Origin of the sequence: Burkholderia sp. THE68 (assembly GCF_009938265.1) — a bacterium.
GTDB lineage: Bacteria > Pseudomonadota > Gammaproteobacteria > Burkholderiales > Burkholderiaceae > Caballeronia.
In genome coordinates this window covers 1,687,144-1,707,579 of sequence record NZ_AP022316.1, presented here as the reverse complement: position 1 = coordinate 1,707,579, position 20,436 = coordinate 1,687,144, and the positions used below count along the sequence as shown (strand labels likewise).

General features: G+C 63.3%; 18 protein-coding genes. 12 read left to right on the top strand and 6 right to left on the bottom strand.

Annotated elements, in window-relative coordinates; translation table 11 throughout:
- The first annotated feature begins 1,725 nt into the window (after positions 1-1,725).
- The gene (locus BTHE68_RS21275) at positions 1,726-2,925 is read left to right on the top strand and encodes a DNA-binding protein (RefSeq protein WP_162068183.1); all 1,200 of its coding nucleotides are present in this window, start codon (positions 1,726-1,728) and stop codon (positions 2,923-2,925) included.
- Between the two features lie 23 nt (positions 2,926-2,948).
- On the opposite strand, the gene BTHE68_RS21270 is transcribed toward BTHE68_RS21275, so the two are convergent.
- On the bottom strand, positions 2,949-3,989 hold the full coding sequence (locus BTHE68_RS21270) for a tyrosine-type recombinase/integrase (protein WP_162068182.1): 1,041 nt from the start codon (positions 3,987-3,989) through the stop codon (positions 2,949-2,951).
- A 187-nt stretch (positions 3,990-4,176) separates the two neighbouring features.
- Between BTHE68_RS21270 and BTHE68_RS21265 the strand changes: the two genes are divergently transcribed.
- Positions 4,177-5,592, top strand: coding sequence for a DUF2252 domain-containing protein (locus tag BTHE68_RS21265; protein ID WP_162068181.1), 1,416 nt, complete (start codon positions 4,177-4,179; stop codon positions 5,590-5,592).
- Positions 5,593-5,669: 77 nt separating this feature from the next.
- Here BTHE68_RS21265 and BTHE68_RS21260 read toward each other — a convergent pair whose 3' ends face one another.
- Complete coding sequence (locus BTHE68_RS21260; protein ID WP_162068180.1) at positions 5,670-6,026, bottom strand: DUF2471 family protein; 357 nt, start codon at positions 6,024-6,026, stop codon at positions 5,670-5,672.
- A gap of 268 nt (positions 6,027-6,294) precedes the next feature.
- Here BTHE68_RS21260 and BTHE68_RS21255 point away from each other — a divergent pair, with 268 nt between their 5' ends.
- Entirely contained in the window at positions 6,295-6,483 is a 189-nt protein-coding gene (locus BTHE68_RS21255; RefSeq protein WP_061147643.1) for a CsbD family protein, read from the top strand.
- A gap of 157 nt (positions 6,484-6,640) precedes the next feature.
- On the opposite strand, the gene BTHE68_RS21250 is transcribed toward BTHE68_RS21255, so the two are convergent.
- Positions 6,641-7,243: a helix-turn-helix domain-containing protein gene (locus BTHE68_RS21250; RefSeq protein ID WP_162068179.1), complete on the bottom strand. Its 603-nt coding sequence runs from the start codon at positions 7,241-7,243 to the stop codon at positions 6,641-6,643.
- Between the two features lie 155 nt (positions 7,244-7,398).
- Between BTHE68_RS21250 and BTHE68_RS21245 the strand changes: the two genes are divergently transcribed.
- Positions 7,399-8,601, top strand: coding sequence for a glycine C-acetyltransferase (locus tag BTHE68_RS21245; RefSeq protein WP_162068178.1), 1,203 nt, complete (start codon positions 7,399-7,401; stop codon positions 8,599-8,601).
- 101 nt (positions 8,602-8,702) lie between these two features.
- Positions 8,703-9,740: an L-threonine 3-dehydrogenase gene (tdh, locus tag BTHE68_RS21240; RefSeq protein ID WP_162068177.1), complete on the top strand. Its 1,038-nt coding sequence runs from the start codon at positions 8,703-8,705 to the stop codon at positions 9,738-9,740.
- A 12-nt stretch (positions 9,741-9,752) separates the two neighbouring features.
- Here tdh and BTHE68_RS21235 read toward each other — a convergent pair whose 3' ends face one another.
- The gene (locus BTHE68_RS21235; RefSeq protein WP_162068176.1) at positions 9,753-10,391 is read right to left on the bottom strand and encodes a YceI family protein; all 639 of its coding nucleotides are present in this window, start codon (positions 10,389-10,391) and stop codon (positions 9,753-9,755) included.
- A gap of 182 nt (positions 10,392-10,573) precedes the next feature.
- Between BTHE68_RS21235 and BTHE68_RS21230 the strand changes: the two genes are divergently transcribed.
- Positions 10,574-11,092, top strand: a complete 519-nt coding sequence (locus BTHE68_RS21230; protein WP_162068175.1) for a hypothetical protein — start codon at positions 10,574-10,576, stop codon at positions 11,090-11,092.
- Positions 11,093-11,107: 15 nt separating this feature from the next.
- Here the strand turns inward: BTHE68_RS21230 and BTHE68_RS21225 are convergent, their stop codons facing one another.
- The gene (locus tag BTHE68_RS21225) at positions 11,108-12,481 is read right to left on the bottom strand and encodes an aminotransferase-like domain-containing protein (RefSeq protein ID WP_162068174.1); all 1,374 of its coding nucleotides are present in this window, start codon (positions 12,479-12,481) and stop codon (positions 11,108-11,110) included.
- A gap of 174 nt (positions 12,482-12,655) precedes the next feature.
- On the opposite strand from BTHE68_RS21225, the gene BTHE68_RS21220 reads away from it, so the two are divergent.
- Genes BTHE68_RS21220 through BTHE68_RS21205 form a run of 4 tightly spaced genes read left to right on the top strand, consistent with a single transcriptional unit; the run spans position 12,656 to position 16,748 of the window.
- Positions 12,656-13,939, top strand: a complete 1,284-nt coding sequence (locus BTHE68_RS21220; RefSeq protein WP_162068173.1) for a hydroxymethylglutaryl-CoA reductase, degradative — start codon at positions 12,656-12,658, stop codon at positions 13,937-13,939.
- Complete coding sequence (locus BTHE68_RS21215) at positions 13,932-14,870, top strand: hydroxymethylglutaryl-CoA lyase (RefSeq protein ID WP_162068172.1); 939 nt, start codon at positions 13,932-13,934, stop codon at positions 14,868-14,870. Before BTHE68_RS21220 ends, BTHE68_RS21215 begins: the two co-directional genes overlap by 8 nt.
- A 22-nt stretch (positions 14,871-14,892) precedes the next feature.
- Entirely contained in the window at positions 14,893-15,363 is a 471-nt protein-coding gene (locus BTHE68_RS21210) for a hypothetical protein (RefSeq protein ID WP_162068171.1), read from the top strand.
- Entirely contained in the window at positions 15,363-16,748 is a 1,386-nt protein-coding gene (locus tag BTHE68_RS21205; RefSeq protein ID WP_162068170.1) for a tripartite tricarboxylate transporter permease, read from the top strand. Before BTHE68_RS21210 ends, BTHE68_RS21205 begins: the two co-directional genes overlap by 1 nt.
- A 22-nt stretch (positions 16,749-16,770) precedes the next feature.
- On the opposite strand, the gene BTHE68_RS21200 is transcribed toward BTHE68_RS21205, so the two are convergent.
- Positions 16,771-17,664 (bottom strand): LysR substrate-binding domain-containing protein, encoded by an 894-nt coding sequence (locus tag BTHE68_RS21200; RefSeq protein ID WP_162068313.1) that lies wholly within the window; start codon positions 17,662-17,664, stop codon positions 16,771-16,773.
- Between the two features lie 134 nt (positions 17,665-17,798).
- Between BTHE68_RS21200 and BTHE68_RS21195 the strand changes: the two genes are divergently transcribed.
- On the top strand, positions 17,799-18,980 hold the full coding sequence (locus BTHE68_RS21195; protein WP_162068169.1) for a M20 aminoacylase family protein: 1,182 nt from the start codon (positions 17,799-17,801) through the stop codon (positions 18,978-18,980).
- 25 nt (positions 18,981-19,005) lie between these two features.
- On the top strand, positions 19,006-20,322 hold the full coding sequence (locus tag BTHE68_RS21190; RefSeq protein WP_162068168.1) for an MFS transporter: 1,317 nt from the start codon (positions 19,006-19,008) through the stop codon (positions 20,320-20,322).
- Positions 20,323-20,436: the final 114 nt, after the last annotated feature.

The following is a 20,436-nucleotide window of genomic DNA, read 5'->3' as shown; positions in this document are numbered from 1 at the left end:
GCGATGGTCAGGGTCGATGTTGCGAGCAAGGATACCGACAGGGGTGAACCGCGTCTATAGGGGCGGCTTCACCGTACTGGGGTGATGTCGGGCGAGTCGTCCAGACTCACTGCGGTGCGTTCCCGTAAACTCTCACCACTCACCCGTCGCGTCCATCTCATTTATTCAGCGCCCGTGCGGGTAAACGGATTGCACGAGTTTTGGCCCCGATCGTGATGATCCAACGCGGCTCCCGAAGAGTCTCACCTAAAAAAAATTTCGCTGGCTCGACGAGATGTGGCGCGTGAGATACAGCGCCAAAGCGGACGAAAATCGCGGGAGCCGAAGCTTCTGCGGTGCAAATCGGGCAACGCGCCGTCTCACTTGTCATCGGCAAACCGGGGAAATCCCGGAAAGTCTCACCCGAAGTCATTCAAAAGCACTCAGAACCCTATTCGGCGCGCCTACGTGCATGCGTCCGCTCAGTATCTCGAGTCCCGCAAAGCCTCACCTTTGTCGGTTTTACGGACAATTGATTGCCTCCCGCAAAGCCTCACCTTAACTCTCGAAAAGATTCACCACTCCATGCGAACGCCCAAAAAAGCGCTGCCCGCCGGGCACTTATCTCGCTTTCTTCACGACGATCCGAGAAAGACCGATCCCGAAAAATCTCACCATTGACGCTACGCCCGCTGTCGGCTCCGCTCCCGAATTTACTCACCTTTTCTCCAATCGACTCTGCCGGCTCCCGTCCATGTCGCTGTTTTAATTGATATTTCGTTCGCGAATAGCGTGTTTCAACTGCCGACGCTCGGACGGTTGGACGACGCACTTCCCGAACTTGCTCACCTTCTCCTACGGTGCATCGACCACCGATCGGAATCGATAATCCATCCTCCGGCCCCCGAAAACCCTCACTTTTGACCGTAGAGGCTGCCGATTTGGAGTGGAACGACAGCAATGAGTGGCTTTCGTAAAGCAAATCTGGCCGCATCTGCTCCCGCAAAGCCTCACCATTGAGGCCAAACACGGGCAAAACAGGGTGTGATGCCGCTTCGACGCCCGAAAAGCCTCACCTTACACACCGATCTTCTCCCGCGAAGTCTCACCATTCGGCAAAAACGACCTGATACCAGTTCCAAAGCACGGGCGTCAGACCGCCCTGAACATTCTCACCAACAGCCGACGACACGTCTGAAGGATGTTCCCGCCCAGCAATGGCTGGACGGTACAATCCTCCCGAATTCTCTCACCTTGACATTTCTGATGCTTCCCGAACCCGCTCACGATTTCTCCCGTGAGTACTCACCACGTTCCCTGAAGCTCACCACCTGTGTGTCCCGTAGAGTTTCACCATGCTTCCCGGACAAGCTCACCCAATAGCCCGCAAACCCTTACGCACTAAGGGTTCCGCCGGGCGTTAACTGTTTTTTAACAAGGGTTCAAGGGTGTTTACTTCTAATACTCTCAAGCGGTGTCGTATTTCGCAGAAAACAAGGAAAAACACGCGAAACCCGTGAAACACCACTACGAACCTCCAGACGCGCTAAAATCTGCATGAAATCAGAAGCTTGTGAGCATATCCTGAGGATGTTTCACGAAAGGCCTTATGCTCACCAAAGCGAAATCAACAAACGGCGCAAGAACATCCGCAGCACAACACAAAAGCCTTCTGACCGATGAAATCCGTAATGATCATCACGTAAAACGTTATGATTAGTATGTTGAACTGCTCATCAGCTCGTCATGGACCAGCCTATCCGCGATACCCTGCGTCAAGAAATCGAAACGATGCGAGCCTCGGGCGCCCGTCGGCAAGATCTCTCTCAGCACGCCTGCAAACGCCTTTTCTTCGATCTGGGCGTCCGTCCTTCCGTAACGACTGTCCGCGAACTCACGCAAACCGGCAGCGCGAGCGATATTCCTCGAGACATTGAAGCCTTCTGGGCCGGCCTGCGCTCGGCCGTGCGCGTACGCGTCGATGCTGGCGCGATGCCCGAGGCCTTGCAGGAACGCGCCGGCGAGCTTCTGGCGGCACTGTATGACGAGGCTCAAAAGCAAGCGCGCTCTGCCTTGGACGAGGAAAAGTCGCGCCTCGACGCCGCCATCGAGACCGCACGCGCTCAAATTCGCGTCGCGGACGCACGCCGCGAGGCAATCGAGCAGGCGCATCAGCGCGCGGAGGGACGCGCCGAAGCAGGCGCTGCGAGAATTGCAGCACTCGAGGCCGAACTCAAGGCCCTGCGCGCCCAGGGATCGGATGCGCAAGTCGGCTTGCGTGAAGTCATCGCTCGCTGGGAAAAGGAAAACGAGGCGCTATCCGAGCGCTTGCAGCAGGAGCGAGAGTCGGCGGCGCGACTCCGGGACCGTGTCGACGAATTGCAGGACGAACTGCGCCACAACGCCGAGCACTACGCCCAGCAGATCAAGGACGCGGTCAAGGAAGCGGAACGGCGTGTCCATCCGATGCTGGTCGAGCTCGACTCCTTGCGCGGCATGGCGGCCACGTATCAGGCGGGCGCACGCGAGGCGGGTCAGAAAGAATTTGATTTTATTCAACAACTTAGCGCGGCCCGAAGCCGCGCCGATCGCCTCGAGTCCCAGGTGCGTTCCCAGTCCGACGAAATCGACGCACTGGTTCGCGAGCGCGACGCACAGCGCGTTCAGTCCGGAGCCAGCGCGGAGGTTGGTGCGCTGGTTGCATCGCTTGCAGCGGAAGGACGCCTGAGCACCGCCGAGATCGCCGGCCTGGGCACGCAACTAGACGCGCACGTTGTCGCGCCCGGTACCTGTCCGGCGTGCGAACTCGGTGAACTGGAGTTGCAGCGTCACGAAGACGAGTACGAACTCTCCTGCCCGAACTGTGAGCGGACGTCGGGCGCGGTGTCGTCGAAGCTCGCGGCCATCGACGGATTCGTCCGATCCGCTCGCGTCAGTACATCGTGACCGGCGACGCGGCCAACTTGCGATCAAAGGTGAGCGTTTTCGGGATCGTCGATCGGACCCTGCGCGTCGGCATCCTGATTCGCGCTGACGCGCGCCCGAGCGATATCCCGCTCCCGTATTTGCTCACCCATCCATTCCTGCCACGCGCGATGCAGCCGGTGAACCGAGATCATCTGCTGGAATCCGAGCCACTGTCCGACGCGATCGGGGTCTGTTCCGTCCTCGAACAGCTCCGCCGCGTAGGTGTTGCGCAGAGTCTGCGGACTCGCCCGCGCGACGCGCGAAGCGGCAATTCCCGAGGCGGCCACGACCGCGTCGATTGCACGCAGCATCGTCGCCTTGTGCATCGGGCGGCCTGAGGGCGCCGCCGGAAACAGCAGTTCGCCCGCGAGCTCCGCCGTCTTGCGCTCGCTGATCCAGTTGTCGAGCAAGTCGACGGCGAACGGCGCGAGACGCGCCTGCCGGATCAGCAGCGGATTCGAAGCGTCGACGGTGATGTACGGCGCGCCCGCCGCGTAGCAATCGACGTTCAACGGCGCCGCTTCGCCGGTTTTCACGCCGGCGCCCAGAAACACCGCAACCAGCGCCCGGTCGCGCCGCTCGCGCCAGCGCTGTCCGGCCGCAAGCGCGCCAACCGGCGAAAACAGATGCGCGACGAGCAGCGCGCGTTCGTCGTGAGTGAGAAAACCGGTCGGCTCGTTGTCGCGCGCTTTGCGCCACGCGGCGTTGCCATCCTGCGCGATGTACCGCGCCGGGTTCGTCGCCGCCGATTCCACTTCCCGCACGTGATCCAGCACGCGTTCGATCAGCCTCAGGTAGCGCATGCGCTGCGGACGACGAATATCCAGTTGGGCGACGAATTGCTCGATGACGGGGCGCTGCACGGTATGCAAGGTCGCGCGCTTCGCGGCGAGCCACTCGAGAAAATTGCCCCATTGCGCACGATAGACATCCGCCGATGACGCCCGAAACGACTGCTGGGCGAGCCATGCATCGAACGCGGCGTGCGGGTCCGCTTGCCAGTCGGCGCGCTGTTGGTCGAAGAGATCGGAAGTGTTCGGCATGGTGTCGGAAGGCGCGTTACGCGCTGTATTGCACTGCGCACAGGGTCGGGCTTCGAGCGCCTGTCGTCAAGCGATGGCGTTCGCCGAAGTGTCGATAACTGTCTTGCCGGGTGTGCACGTCGTCGCCTACTGTCGTCTATACGGCTTACTTCCACCCGCAAACATGAAGCGCAAAGAGGAGTGAACGATGGCCCGGCAAACCTGGCAGGAACGCCGCGCGAACGGACGCGCCGCGCGCGAGCGCACGCCGCGCAGCGCGCACGAGGCGATCGGCGATGTGGATCGCGATCCCATCGAACTCCTGCGAATGAGCAGCAAAGGCCGCGTCGACGCACTGATTCCATTGCGCTACGGACGCATGCTCGTGTCGCCGTTCACGTTCTACCGTGGCAGCGCGATTGTGCAGGCGCACGATCTGGCGGCGACCCCGGACAGCGGCATCGCCATCCAGATTTGCGGCGATTGCCACTTGTCCAACTTCGGCGGTTTCGCGACGCCCGAGCGTGCGCTCATCTTCGATCTCAACGACTTCGATGAAACCGCGCACGGACCGTGGGAGTGGGATCTGAAGCGCCTCGTCGCCAGCTTCACGATCGCCGGACGCCATTTGGGCCACGGCGATCTCGCCGCCGACGAGTTCGCGTTTTTCGCCGCGCGCAGCTATCAGACGCATCTACGCGAGTACGCCGAAATGAGCGTGCTCGATCTCTGGTACGAGCGCATCACCTTCGATCGCATGTACGACACCGTGCTGAGCGACGACGCCCGGCGGCGCATCAAGCGCGGCATTGAACGCGCGTCGCGTCGCACGCACGAGACGATGCTGCCGAAGCTCGCCGATCGAACCGGCGACACATGGCGTATCCGCGATGCGCCGCCCGCGGTCTTCCACATCCGCGGCAAGCACACGCTGATCGACGGGAACGACACCTGGATGACGCTGAAACGCAGCCGCGAGGAGATTTTCGCGGCGCTGTTGCGCGACTATGTCGCGACGTTGACGCCGGAGCGCGCGCGGCTGCTGGCGCAGTTCACGTTTCAGGATGTCGCGTTCAAGGTCGTCGGCGTGGGCAGTGTCGGCACGCGCTGCCTGGTTTTGTTGCTGACCGACCACCACGACAGGCCGCTCTTCCTGCAAATGAAGGAAGCGTCGACGTCGGTGGTCGCGAGATACGCGAAACATACAAACGAGTCGGAACACGATGGTCAGCGCGTGGTTCACGGACAACGTCTGATGCAGGCGGCCACCGACCCGTTTCTCGGCTGGGCGACGGGCCCGCTCGGGCGCACGCTTTACATCCGCCAGCTGCGCGACATGAAGATTTCCGCTGAGATCGAAACCTACAGCGACGAAGCCTTTCGCGAATACGCCGCGCTGTGCGGCTGGGCCCTCGCGCGCGCCCACGCTAAATCGGGCGGTCTGGCGCTGGAAATTTCAGGCTATATCGGCAACAGCGATCGAATGGCCGAAGCGCTGGTGCGCTACGGACGCGGTTATGCGGACCAGGTGGAAAAGGACTACGAGGTGTTTCGCACGGCGTGTCGCGACGGCAAGCTTCAGGCACGTTCCGATGCGGACATGGCGGCCGACTTCGCGCCCTGATGCTATTCGAATGAATTCGCCTGGAAATAGATGAACCGGGGGCACGCGGGTAGGACCGCGTGCCGGATGCAGGGGAGTCAGTGGGCGGCGATGGCGAGTTGCGGTCGACCGTGTCGGGCGGCACGCTCGTAGGCGTCGACCGCGAAGGCGAACACGGCTGGCAAGGCGTCGGAGCAGGCGACGTCGACTACATCGTCCGTTTCGGGGAAATGAAAGTTATCGGGCCGCGCGAACAATTCGCGTAACGCGGGTTCATGCCGTCCGGCAAAACCCAGGTCCGCCACAGCCTCGGCCTCGATGGCATGCAGCAGCCGCCACGTCAGCGGCACGCCCTGGTCGATGTAACGCCCCGCTACTTGACGCGTGATGCGCTCGAGGTCGCGCACCGCACGGGAGAACTGCTTCCTGCTTAGATTTTCGCCGTTCGACTCCATGATTCACCCCTTCCCACCTGGTCTTATTGTACTGTACAAACATACAGTACTTGTTGCAATGAAAATAGCGTCGCGCTACTCGACCTGGGTGTATGTGCGATTCCGCCTACGTGCATTTCAGACATCCGCCGCTTTGCGTGCTGGCGAACGAAGCGCATCGTGGAACCATGCTTAGGAAATCTCCTGAGCGGAACGCGCAGCCGCTTTCGGGCGTTCGTTTGAAGGCACTGCGCCACCACATAGCGTCGCAAACCACGGGAGAACTGAGATGAACAAGGATCAAGTCGAAGGCGTTGGCAAGCAGGTCAAGGGCAAGATCAACGAGGGTGTCGGGAAAATGACCGGCGACAAGGCTCAGGAAGCCAAGGGTGATTTGCAACAGGCGGCCGGCAAGGTTCAAAAGGGCGTGGGTGATGCACGCGAAGACCTGAAGGACAGTGTCAAGAAGAACCCGTAACACGGGCATCACGGCAACGCGTACGCGATGCCGCTTCGAACGGGACGCGCTGTTTCACGCGTCCCGTTTTTCTTTTGATGATGGGCGCCCGCGAGCACCGACTTTCTGCGCATAAAGTCGGCAGCAGCGGCGCGGGCGCTGGGGTCAGCGTTGACGGTCAGCCGTGAACAACCACCAGCAATGCTCGGGCATCGGCGCGGCCCACATTGCGGATCGCGTGCGCTTCATCCGCTGCATAGCGCGCGGTTTCTCCAGCCTTGAGCCGCCGCGTTGTCCCTGAGGCCTCCACTTCGATCGATCCGTTCAGGACGGTGAGATGTTCGCGGGTGCCGGGTTCATGCGCGTTCGACGTAAGCGCCGCGCCGGATTGCAACGTGAGTTCGTACCACTCGAATTTGCCCGCGAGTTCTATCGGGCCCCACACGCGCAGCTGATAGCCGCCGTTGTCGCCGCTCAGCGTGGGTATTTCGTGCGGCCCGGCGATGCGGATCGCCTCGACCGGTCTTTGTTGCGCGAACAACTGATCCAGACTGATGCCGAGCGCATTGGTCAGTCTCCAGGCGACCGCGATGGTCGGATTGGCCTTGTCGCGCTCGATTTCCGACAACATCGACTTCGACACGCCGGCGGCCCGCGACAGATCGTCCAGCGTCAATCGTCTTTCATTGCGTAATCGTTGAATCGTCTCTCCGACGCGCGGCGGCGCCGCACCGGTCGCCGTGAAGTCGCCTGCTTTTCCTTCCGAACCCGTGCTTGCCATGAATCGACCAATCCCTTAAAGTGTTCGTCATATCGGAATTTGGTTCGATATATCGAACGTGTCCGATGCGATGGATGCACTATAACAGGGCTATGGGCCGCGTGCGCGAGCAACGGAGCGCGGATTGCAGCAGCAGGCCGAGAACAAGGATTACGATGAAAGATCGATACCTCTCCCATCTTCGCTCGACGCTCGACGAGATCCGCGCCGCGGGGTTCTATAAATCGGAGCGCGTGATCGCGAGTCCGCAGTCATCGGGCATTCGGCTCGCGAATGGCAGTGACGTGCTCAACTTCTGCGCGAACAACTACCTCGGACTGGCGGACGATCGTCGTCTCATCGAGGCCGCGAAAGCCGGTCTCGACGCCGACGGTTTCGGCATGGCGTCCGTGCGCTTCATCTGCGGCACGCAGACCGTGCACAAGGAACTCGAACACGCGATCGCGCAATTTCTCCAGACCGATGACGCGATCCTCTATTCGAGCTGCTTCGACGCGAACGGCGGTCTGTTCGAAACGCTGCTCAGCGAAGAAGACGCGATCATCAGCGACGAACTCAACCACGCCAGCATCATCGACGGTGTGCGCCTGTCGAAAGCGCGGCGCCTGCGCTACAAGAACAACGACCTCGCGGATCTCGAAGCCAGGTTGCAGGAAGCCGACGCCGCCGGCGCGCGCTTCAAGCTGATTGCGACTGACGGCGTTTTCTCGATGGACGGCATCATCGCCGACCTCGCGGGCATTTGCGATCTCGCCGATCGCTACGGCGCGCTCGTCATGGTCGATGACTCGCACGCTGTTGGTTTCATCGGCGGAAACGGACGCGGCACACCGGAGCATTGCGGCGTGCTCGATCGCGTGGACATCATCACCGGAACGCTGGGCAAGGCGCTCGGTGGCGCGTCGGGCGGTTATGTCGCTGCGCATCAGGAGATCATCGACTTGTTGCGCCAGCGCAGCCGGCCGTATCTTTTTTCAAACACGTTGGCGCCGAGTATCGCGGCGGCATCGCTGAAGGTGCTCGAACTGCTTGATAGCGATGAAGGCGCGACCCTGCGCCACCGCGTACGCGAAAACGGCGCGCACTTCCGCCGCGCGATGTCAGCGCTCGGCTTCGATCTCGTTCCGGGTGAACATCCGATCATTCCGGTCATGCTTGGCGATGCGCAACTCGCATCGAAGATGGCCGATGCGTTGCTCGAGGAAGGCGTCTATGTGATCGGCTTTTCCTACCCCGTGGTGCCCAAGGGACGCGCGCGCATCCGTACGCAGATGAGCGCGGCGCACACGGCAGAACAGATCGATCGCGCGGTCGATGCGTTCGCGCGCGTCGGCCGATCGCTCGGCGTCATCAGCTGAGCGCCGCCGCAGACTTTATGCGCATAAAGCAAGGGGACCGGGCCACAAGTCCGCGTCCTTCGAAGCAGCACCACGAAGACCAAACGTCAGGATAAAACGCAATGAAAGCCCTCGCCAAACTCGAACGCGCACCCGGCCTCACGTTGACGCGCGTGAAGCGGCCGGAAGTCGGCCATAACGACGTCCTTATCCGCATCCGCAAGACTGCGATCTGCGGCACCGACATCCACATCTGGAAATGGGACGAATGGGCGCAGAAGACGATTCCCGTGCCGATGCATGTCGGTCATGAGTACGTCGGCGAGATCGTGGAGATGGGGCAGGAAGTGCGCGGCTTCGCCATCGGCGATCGTGTGTCCGGCGAAGGCCATATCACCTGCGGGTTCTGTCGCAACTGTCGCGCGGGCCGTCGCCATCTGTGCCGCAACACGGTGGGCGTCGGCGTGAACCGCGAGGGTGCGTTCGCTGAATATCTCGTGATTCCCGCCTTCAATGCGTTCAAGATTCCGGCCGATATCTCCGATGACCTCGCCGCGATCTTCGATCCTTTCGGCAACGCGACGCACACCGCGCTCTCGTTCAACCTCGTCGGCGAGGATGTGCTGATCACCGGCGCGGGCCCGATTGGCGTAATGGCCGCGGCGATCGCGCGGCATGTGGGCGCGCGCAATGTCGTCATCACCGACGTGAACGACTACCGGCTCGAACTCGCCCGCAAGATGGGCGCGACGCGCGCGGTCAACGTGGCGAACGAAGATCTTCGCGACGTGATGAGCGAACTCGGCATGACCGAGGGCTTCGACGTCGGTCTGGAAATGTCCGGCGTGCCGAGCGCGTTCACGGCGATGCTCGAATCGATGAATCACGGCGGCAAGGTCGCGCTGCTCGGCATTCCGCCGGCGCAAACCGCGATCGACTGGAATCAGGTGATTTTCAAGGGACTGGAAATCAAAGGCATCTACGGGCGCGAGATGTTCGAGACCTGGTACAAGATGGTCGCGATGCTGCAAAGCGGCCTGGACCTGTCGCCGATCCTGACGCACACCTTTCCCGTCGACGACTATCAGCGCGCATTCGACACGATGCTCTCGGGCGATAGCGGCAAGGTCATCCTCGACTGGACCGCGGACGCCGCCTGAGCGCCGCGCCCGTCACTGAGCGGCGTCCGCTGGCGCTTTCGAAAATTCGGCCTGAATGGCGACGTGCACATCGTCGCCGACGGCCGGATACCACGTCGTCAATCCGAACTGCGCGCGGCTGAAATGTCCGTCGGCTGAAAAGCCCAGCGTCTCCTGCTTTGTCAGCGGGTTCACCGCGTGGCCGTTGAAAGTCACGTTGAGCGTGACTGGCTTAGTCGTCCCGCGTATCGTCAGATCGCCCGTCAACACGCCCTTGTCGTCGCCGGTGCGCTGGAAAGCCGTACTGGCGAAGACGATGTCCGGATAGCGCGCCACATCGAACATATCCGGCCCTTTCAGCATTCGATCGAGCAACGGAACATTGGTGTTGACGCTCGACGCATCGATGGTCGCGCGTACCGAGCTTCCGGACATGCCGTCCGCATTCCAGGCGAGCTGCGCCGTCGTCTTGTCGAATCGGATCACGAAGCGCGAATAGCGGAAATGATCGACGTCGAACGTCACGTTCCAGTGATGCGGATCGAGCTGATAGTGCCCCGGCGGCACGCTCGCCTCGTTCGACGACACGCGATGCGTGACCACCTGCAGCGGCGTGCAAGCCGTCAGCGCGGCAGCAGCCAGAAACGAAACGACACGCTTATAAAACTTCATCGCGCTTTGCCTCAATTCCGAAAAGAGAAACTTCGACAAGTTTCGCCGAGAACGCAAAATCGTGCGCGAGTCGTCACGCGCTTTTCGTCAGCACACACGAAAATGGCGCGATCAGGTAGAGTTCGCCTCGACCACCATCTCAAAAAAAGGCGTCATCGCGCACGCGCGTTGACCGAGAACATATGTGCACATGGCTGTCCCGTTTCCGAACTTTCCGCGCACGTTTATTGACGGCGGCTGCGCTGGCCGCGTCGGCCTGGATGCCTGCCGCACATGCGAGCTGGTGCGGCGACGGTCTGTGGCTCGACGCGATGGTCGCCTCGCATCACTTTCACCCGGACAAGGATTTCGAGCAGTTCAATCCCGGCATCGGCGTGGAATGCTGGGTCGCGCCGCAATGGGCAGTGACGGGCGGCTACTTTCGCAATTCGCTGTCGAAACCGTCGTTCTATGGCGGCGGCGTCTGGGGGCCGGACTTCCTTCATTGGCATTACATCAGGCTCGCCGTGATGGCCGGCCTGATCTCGGGTTACGACTACGGCAGCTACGGCATCGGACATAACCATACGGTCGGGCCCGTGGCCGCGCCGCTCATCATGCTCGAATACAAGCGCGTAGGCGCGAACATCATCCTGATTCCGCCGATTCCTTCGAGCGATCTGCCGTTCACGCTCGGCTTCATGCTCAAGGTGAAATTCTAGGTATTCCGAATCAAATCACCCCAACGCCCTTTCGAATCTCGGATCATTCAAATAAGCAACATTGAAGCGGCACCACGGCGACACGCTGTTCGCATGCGCCGCGAAGATCGTCCCCGGAGCGAGAATCACATGCTTGTCCAGCATCTCCTTCGCGAACGCGATGGAATCGTCGCGCCCCGGCAAGCGCGCCCATAGATAAAGACTCTGGTCGCTGACCTTGAAGATGGTCGCGTTCAGACGCGTCAGCGCTTCGACGCCCGTCGCCGTCGCACGCTTGAGGCGGTCCTGCAAGCGATTCGTGTGGCGCAGGAAATGACCATCGCTCACGATCGCATCGAGCGTGCGCTCGCAATACTCACTGCTGCTCACATGCGTGAGCATCTTCACGTCGGCGAGATCGCTGGCGAGATCGGCATCGCAGGCGAGAAAGCCCACGCGCAGCGCAGCCGACACCGACTTAGAAAAGCTGCCGATATAAATCGTGCGACGCAACTGATCCAGCGCGCTGATGCGCGTGGCCGAGCGCGGCTTGAGATCGGCGAGGGCGTCGTTCTCGACCACGATCAGATCGTGCGCCTCCGCAAGTTGCAGGATGCGATGCGCCTTTGCCGCGCTGATGTCCGTCGCGGTCGGATTGTGTCCGACCGACTGCGTGAAAAAGAGCCGTGGCCGATGCGTCTTCAGACATTCTTCGAGCGCGGCGATATCCGGCCCGTCGACACCGCGCGGCACGCCGACGATATTCGCGCCCGACAGCTTGAGCTTGCCGAACAGCGCGTAATAACCCGGATCGTCGACGAGCACGGTGTCGCCCGCGCGCACGAAGTAACGCACGACCATGTCCATCGCCTGATTCGCGCCGTGCGTGAGGACGATCTGCTGCGGCGCGGCTTCGATCTCGTAGCCGGCGAGTTTCTGCTGCAAATGCTGACGTAAAGGCAGATAGCCGAAACGGCTGCCATAGCGAAACAGCGACGCAACACCCGTTCGCACCACGCGCTGATGGAAGTGATCGAGCCGCGTTTCTTCGAGCCATGCGACCGGCGGAAAGCCTTCGCCGAGATTGAGAAAGTCCGGCTTGCTCTGCAACTGTTCGCGCATGAGCCACACGGAATCCATCGCGCGATCGAGCGTGGGCGCGTCTTCGTCGTGTGGCTGCGGCTTCACCACGCTCGCGACGTAAAAGCCCGCGCCGCGACGAGGCTCGATGAGACCGTTCGCCGTCAGCGTGTCGAATGCGCTGATGACGGTGTTCTTCGAGCATCCATTGGCCTCAGCGTATTCCCTGATCGACGGGAGTTTGTCTCCCGCGCGCAGGACACCTTCGGTGATCTGTCTGGCGAGATTGTTCGCGAGTGTCGCCGACAGGCTCGGCTTCTCATGCCGCATCGTGTTGATCCGTTCTGAAAGTGACCCGGCCGTATTAGGTACAGTGCGCTCACTGTTTGCCGAAATTGTACCTTTGCAATGGGTACAGCCAGCCTATTATTGGCCCAGCCGATGCGTCGCTGCAAGCGCCGCGAGCAGACAGTCGGAAACACACCGCCAGTCAGAGGAAGACACATGATCGATTCGAAGTTGCCGAATTTCCGCGCGCTATCGCCCGCGCAGCGCCTCAGTCACATCGCGCAGGCCGCCGGTCTCGACGACGCCGAGCACGCGCTGCTCGCCAAACCCGGCGCGTTGCCGCTCGATACCGCGAACGGCATGATCGAGAACGTGGTCGGCACCTTCGAATTGCCGATGGCAGTGGCCGGCTACTTCCAGATCAACGGGCGCGACGTGCTGGTGCCGATGGCGGTGGAAGAGCCGTCGATCGTCGCGGCGGCGTCGTACATGGCGAAGCTCGCGCGCGAGGCGGGCGGCTTTCGCACGTCGAGCACGGGGCCGCTGATGCGCGCGCAGGTTCAGGTGGTCGGCGTGTCGGACCCGTATGGCGCGCGGCTCGCGATCCTGAAGCATCGCGACGAACTGATCGAGATGGCCAACGCGCGCGACAAGGTCTTGATCGGTCTGGGCGGCGGCTGCCGCGACATCGAAGTACATGTGTTTCCGGACACGCCGCGCGGCGCGATGATCGTCGCGCATCTGATCGTCGACGTGCGCGACGCGATGGGCGCGAACACCGTCAACACGATGGCCGAAACGGTCGCGGGCCGCATCGAGGAGATCACGGGCGGTAAGGTGCGCCTGCGCATCCTGTCGAATCTCGCCGATCTGCGCCTCGCGCGCGCGCAAGTGCGCTACAGCGCCGCGACGCTGCGATCGAAGGAATACGCGGGCGAGGACGTGATCGCCGGCGTCGTCGATGCGTACCTCTTCGCCGCGATCGATCCGTACCGCGCCGCGACGCACAACAAGGGCATCATGAACGGCATCGATCCGGTGATCGTCGCGACCGGCAACGACTGGCGCGCGGTCGAAGCGGGCGCGCATGCGTACGCGAGCCGCGGCGGACGCTATACGTCGCTGACGACGTGGGAAGTGGCGAACAACGGCGACCTCGTCGGCACGATCGAAATGCCGATGCCGGTCGGTCTCGTCGGCGGGGCGACCAAGACGCATCCGCTCGCGCGGCTCGCGTTGAAGATCCTGAACGTGAGTTCGGCGCAGGAACTCGGCGAGATCGCGGTCGCGGTCGGCCTCGCGCAGAACATGGGCGCGTTGCGCGCGCTCTCGACCGAAGGCATCCAGCGCGGCCACATGGCGCTGCACGCGCGCAATATCGCGCTGGCGGCGGGCGCAAGCGGCGCGGACATCGACTGGGTCGTGAAGAAGATGGTCGCCGCGCGCAACGTGAGTGTCGACTACGGCATGACGCTTCTGCAAGGACCGCGCGATGAGTGAGATGCCCACGCGCGTGCGCATCGTCGAAGTCGGGCCGCGCGATGGCTTGCAGAACGAGCCGTCGCAGGTGTCCGCCGACGTGAAGGCGGAACTCATCGAACGCTTGATCGATGCGGGTGTGCGCTATGTCGAAGCGGCGTCGTTCGTGTCGCCGAAATGGGTGCCGCAAATGGCCGATGGCGCGCACGTGCTCGAACGCGTCGCGGCGAAAGCGCGCGCCACGCACACGACGCTCGCCGCGCTCGTGCCGAACATGAAAGGGCTCGAAGCGGCGCTCGCATCGCGCGTCGATGAAATCGCCGTCTTCGCGGCGGCGTCCGAATCGTTCTCGCAGAAGAACATCAACTGCTCGATCGATGAAAGCATCGCGCGCTTCGCGCCGGTGATCGCCGCCGCGCGCGAGGCGAATGTGCGCGTTCGCGGCTACGTATCATGCGTGCTCGGCTGTCCGTTCGAAGGCGAGATCGCGCCGCAGGCCGTCGCGCGCGTCGCGAAGACGCTCTTCGACATGGGCTGCTACGAGATCAGTCTCGGCGATACCATCGGTGCCGGCACGCCATCGAAGACGCAGGCGATGCTCGATGCGTGCATCGAACACATGCCCGTCGCAGCGCTGGCCGGCCATTTTCACGACACGTGGGGCATGGCCGCGGCGAACGTGCATGCGGCCTTGCAACGCGGCGTCGCGGTATTCGACAGTTCGGTGTCGGGCATCGGCGGATGTCCGTATTCCCCGGGCGCCACGGGCAATGTCGCGACGGAGGACATCGTCTATCTGTGCGACGGCATGGGCATCGAAACGGGCATCGATCTGAACCGGCTGGCGCAAGCGGGCGCGTTCATTTCGGCTGCATTGAAACGCGAGACCTCATCGCGCGCGGCGCGGGCGCTGGAAGCCCGACGCCGACGGCAAGAGCAGCAGTGCAACTAGAAACTCCATCGAAGGAGGAGACATGGAACAGCAACTCGCCGCGCATGAGCGCGGCCATGCGCCGTCGCAGAGCGCGGAGCGGGCGGACTATCGGCTCGTCGAAATCTGGGGCGATACGGTCGATACGCGGCATCTCGCGTGGTCGGTCGTGCTCGGCATCGCAATCAGTTACGGCGCGTTCGCGATCGCCAATCGCGTGCTCGCCGCCCATGTGCCCGACGCCGCGATGGCCCGCGCCTACGCGATGCTCGTTGGCCTCGGCGGATGTCTGCTCGCGGGCGCGGTCTGCGCGAAGCTCTTCAGGCCGAAGCGCGAAGTGATCGAGGAAGCGCACGGCGCAGCGGGCCGCGAGGAAGTGCTCAGGCAGCTCGCGAGCGAAGCGGGCGGTCTCGGGCGCGTCGCGGACCTGCCGCCGGCCGTGGTCGCGGAAATGAAGGAGCTCGGCCTGTACGAACTTTTCGCCGACTATGAAAAACGCGAGGGAGCACGCTGATGGAACCGTTCGTCACTCAACTGCTCGTCGCGCTCGGTATGGGGCTGATCGGCGCGATCGTGTTCTCGGGCATCGGCCTCATCTCCGGCACCGATGAAACCACCACGCTCGCGCCGCTCACGCTGCTCGTCGTGTTGCTCGGCGTGCCGCCCGTCGGCGTGTTTTCGTTCTTCATGGCCGGCGCGGTGTCGAAGCACATGACGCACGCGATTCCCACCGCCTTGCTCGGCATTCCCGGCGACACGCTGGCCACGCCGCTGCTCCAGCAAGCGACGATGCTGCGCAATCTCGGCGTGCCGCATATCGCGCTGCGCAAGATGATCTCGGGCGCGATCGTCGCGGCGTTCGTCGCCGTGCCGCTCGCGGTGCTGTTCGCCGTGCTGCTCGCGCCGTTCGGCCCGGTCATCACGAAGGCCGCCCCGTGGGTGTTTCTCGCGGCATCGGTAGCGATCGCGTTCTTTTCTTCGGGACGCTGGGCTTCGGTGTTGCTGCTCGTGCCGTTCGTGCTGGTGATCGTCGGCTTGCAGGCGCTGACGGGCAAGTACGGCGTGAAGCTCTCCGTGAGTTATTTCCTCGGCATCGCGATCGGGCCGCTCATCGCCGATCTGTTCTCGATTCTTTCGCCCGCCGACCGCGCCCGCATGCGCCGCGAACGCGTACGCACCTTCTCGCTCGCGCCGGACGTGAAGGGCTGGAGCGGCTACTTTCCGAATCCGCTGAAAGTGCTCGACGGCCAGCAACGCGGCTGGGTCGCGGCGACGGCCGCCGTATCGAGCGCGACCTTCGTGTTCAGTCCCGTCGCGATGACGGTCGTGCTCGGCGAGCTCGTCGGCTCGCGCGTGAAGCATGCGTATCACCGGCTGACGACAGTGATCTCCGCGCGCAACGGCGTGACCGAAGCGACGTACATCGCCGAGGCGCTGATTCCGCTGATCGCGTTCGGCCTGCCGCTGAGCCCGGTCGCGGCGGGGCCTGCCGCACCGCTTTTCAACGCACCGCCGCGCTTTTTCGTCGATACGGCCACGGGCCACATCAACAACCTGCACACGATGATGACGACCTGGCAGTTCCTCGGCTTCGGTCTGCTCGCGGTCGTGCTGGCGGCGCTCGTCGCGTATCCGCTGTCGATGAACTACGCGCATCGGGCGGCGTCGTTCGTCGCGAGAAAGCTGAGTCACGAAGCGATCATCGCAACATTCGTCGGCCTGATCGTCGTGATCAGCGTGTGGGAAGGGCAGTTGCTCGGTCTGCTGGTAATCCTGAGCGTGGGCCTGCTCGGCGGATTGCTGTCGCGGAACTTCGGCTTCAATACCGGCGTGCAGTTCATGGGGTATTACACGGCGGTGCTGAGCGTGCCTGCGCTCACGAAACTATTCGGCGCATGAAGCACCACGCGGCGCGCTCGCTTCACTGCGAACGCGCCGCGTGCTGCAGACATTCCAGCAACAACGTGGCGGCGGGCGTCAACGGACTGTCCCGCCGCGTCACGACTCTGACCGACACGGCCGGCAACGGATCGGCGATCGGAAAAATAGCGAGTCCCTCGCCGACCCATTGATGTTCGAGCAACGCGGAGGGCAGCGCGGCCAGCGCATCCGATCCGCGCAACAGCCCATGCGCGATGATGAAGCTCGGACACTCGATCACGCGTTTGGGCACCATCAGGCCGCGCTCGGCATATGAATCGAGCAGCGCCTGCGTCGAGCTTTCCGGCGACGGATTCAACAGCCACTCCGCCTCCGACAATTCCGCCAGCGACGTGCAATGCCGCAACGGATGATCAGCACGCCCGACGATCGCCGAGCGGCTTTCATACAACTCGATGTGATCGAACTCCGGCGCGAGATGCTCGGGCACCACCACCGCGACGACGAAGTCGAGCGAACCGTCGCGCAAACGCGGCATCGCGACGCCCGGAAAGCCTTCGATGAAACTCACGCGCGCATTCGGCATCTGCCGCCGGAACGCGCGATACGCCTGCGGCAGGATCGACAGCGCGGCGGTCGGCGTGACGGCCGCGCTCACGCTGCCCGCGCCAGCGCCTTTCATCTGCGCGATGTCGTCTTCGGCGCGGCGCATCTCGCTCACGATCAGATGCGCGCGCACGCGCAGTTGCTGCCCGAACGCGGTCAGCTGCACGCCGCGCGCGGTCCGCAACACGAGCGGCACGCCGAGATCCTGTTCCAGTTCCTTGATGGCCTTCGTCAGCGCCGCCTGCGACAGATGCAGACTGCGCGCGGCCGCGCGGATGCTGCCTTGCTCGGCGGTCGTCAGGAACGCGCGCAACTGGTGGTATTTCATGCTCATGGCGACATCCTAGGGTTAGTACCGACAACCAATAGTCATCACGCATTGAATTTACCGTCTTTTGGTTTGCTTTTCGGCTTTATATGCTTGGGACACTTTGAATCCGCATTGAACAAGGAGTCGTCCCCATGCTGTCAGTCAAGCCCGTCATTCCCGGTATTGCCGCCATCGCGTCGGAATTCGTCGACGTGCGGCGGCGCATTCACGCGCATCCGGAGCTTGCGTATGAAGAAACGCAGACCAGCGATCTCGTCGCCCGATTGCTCGCGCAATGGGGCTACGAAGTGCATCGCGGTCTCGGCAGGACGGGCGTCGTCGGCGTGTTGACGGAAGGCGAGGGCGGCAAGCGCATCGGCCTGCGCGCCGACATGGACGCCTTGCCGATCGAGGAAACGACGGGCCTGCCGTACGCCAGCCAGCACGCGCGCACCATGCACGCATGCGGCCACGACGGCCACACCGCGATGCTGCTCTGCGCCGCGCGCTATCTCGCCGAAAGCCGCCAGTTCTCCGGCACGCTGATCGTGATCTTCCAGCCCGCCGAGGAAGGCGAGGCGGGCGCGCGCGCGATGATCGAAGACGGCCTTTTCGAGCAATTCCCGTGCGATGCCGTGTTCGGCCTGCACAACATGCCGGGCTTGCCCGCGGGCGACATGTTCTTCACGCCGGGTCCGGGCATGGCGTCGTCGGACCGCGTGAACATCACCGTGCGCGGTGTCGGCGGGCATGGCGCGATGCCGCACGTCGCGCGCGATCCGATGCCCGCGGTCGCATCGATCATGCTCGGGTTGAACAGCATCGTCGCACGTGAGGTGGATGCGCAAAAGCCCGCGGTCGTCACCGTCGGCAGCGTGCAGGCGGGCGACGCCTGCAACGTGATTCCGGAAACCGCGCTGATGAAGCTCTCGGTGCGGGCGCTCGACGCGGGCGTTCGCACGCTGCTGCAGGAGCGCATCACGGCGCTCGTGAATGCGCAGGCGCTCGCCTACGGCTGCACGGCGGAGATCGATTACGAACTCGGCTATCCGGTGCTCGTGAATCACGCCGAACCCACCGCCTTCGCCACCGAAGTCGCGACGAAGATGCTCGGTGCGCAACGCGTCGAGCCCGCCGCGCGGCCGCTGATGGGCAGCGAGGACTTCGCGTTCATGCTGGAAGCCTGTCCGGGCACGTATGCGTGGATCGGCAACGGCATCGGCTCGAAGGGCGGCTGCATGGTCCACAACCCCGGTTACGACTTCAACGACGACATCCTCGCGATCGGCGCGAGCTACTGGGTGCGCCTGGCCGAAGCCTGGCTCGCCGACTGATCGAATGATCCCTCCGGAGCACATCATGAACGCACCCACCCTCGCCAGCGCGCCGGCGAATGCATCGACGCCCAGGAGCCGTGCAGCGCGCACGCGGCTCGTCATGGCGGCGGCCGTCGGCAACGCGCTCGAGTTCTACGACTTCACGGTCTATGCGTTCTTCGCGCTCATCATCGGCAAGCTGTTCTTTCCGGTGCACGATCCGGTCGGCCAGTTGCTGCTCGCGGTCGCGAGCTTCGGCGTCGGGTTCTTCACGCGGCCCGTCGGCGGCCTGCTGATCGGCATGTACGCCGACCGCGCCGGCCGCAAGAAGGCGATGCTGCTCACGCTCGGCCTGATGGCGCTCGGCACCGCGATGATCGCGGTCGCGCCGACCTTCGCGCAGGCCGGCATCGCCGCGCCGGTCATCCTCGTGATCGCGCGGCTGATCCAGGGCTTCTCGGCGGGCGGCGAAGTGGGCGCATCGACCACGCTGCTGCTCGAACAGGCGCCGTCGAACCGGCGCGGCTTCTATGCGTCGTGGCAGTTCGCGAGCCAGGGTCTCTCGGCGCTCGCGGGCGCGTTGACGGGCGTCGCGCTGACGGCTTCGCTGAGCACGGCGCAACTGGAAAGCTGGGGCTGGCGCGTGCCGTTCATCATCGGCACCGCGATCGTGCCGGTCGGCTGGTGGCTGCGCCGCACGATGGAAGAAGCGCCGCGCGAGAGCGTCGCGGCCGCGCCGAAAGCGCCGAAGATTCCGCTCTTCACGGTGCTGCGCGAACACGGCCGCGCGGTGCTCAACGGCCTCGGCGTCACGATCGGCGGTACGTCGGCGCATTTCATCATCGTCTTCTATCTGTCGATCTACGGCGTGAAGACGCTCGGCCTGCCGGGCTGGACGTCGATGCTCTCGGGCTGCGTATCGGGCGCGATCCTGTTCATCGTCGCGCCGATCGGCGGCTATCTGTCCGATCGCATCGGCCGCAACCGGCTCATGCAGACGACGCGCATCCTGCTCATGCTCGCGATCTGGCCGGCCTTCGCGCTGCTGAATCAGTCGCCGACCACGGGCACGCTGCTCGCGGTCGTCACGGCGCTCTCGATCGTGCATTCGCTCAATGTCGGTCCGACCGGCGCGATGCTCGGCGAGCTGTTCCCCCGTTCCGTGCGCGCGACGGGCGCGGCGATCGTCTATAGCCTGGGCGTCGCGATCTTCGGCGGTTTCGCGCAATTCTTCGTGACCTCGCTCATCATCATCACGAAGAGCGTGATGGCGCCCGCGTGGTACGTGATCGGTTGCGGCGTGCTTTCGGTGATCGCGGTGGCGTGCATGCGCGAACGTTCGCAGGAGGCGCTCGACTGATCGTCAAATCTTGCGCTGGACGCGCGCCGGATGCGTGACGAGGTGTATAACTCGACGTATCCGGGTTTTGAAAGAGGCCGCCCGCGCGGCCTTTTTTACTGGATCCCACACTAT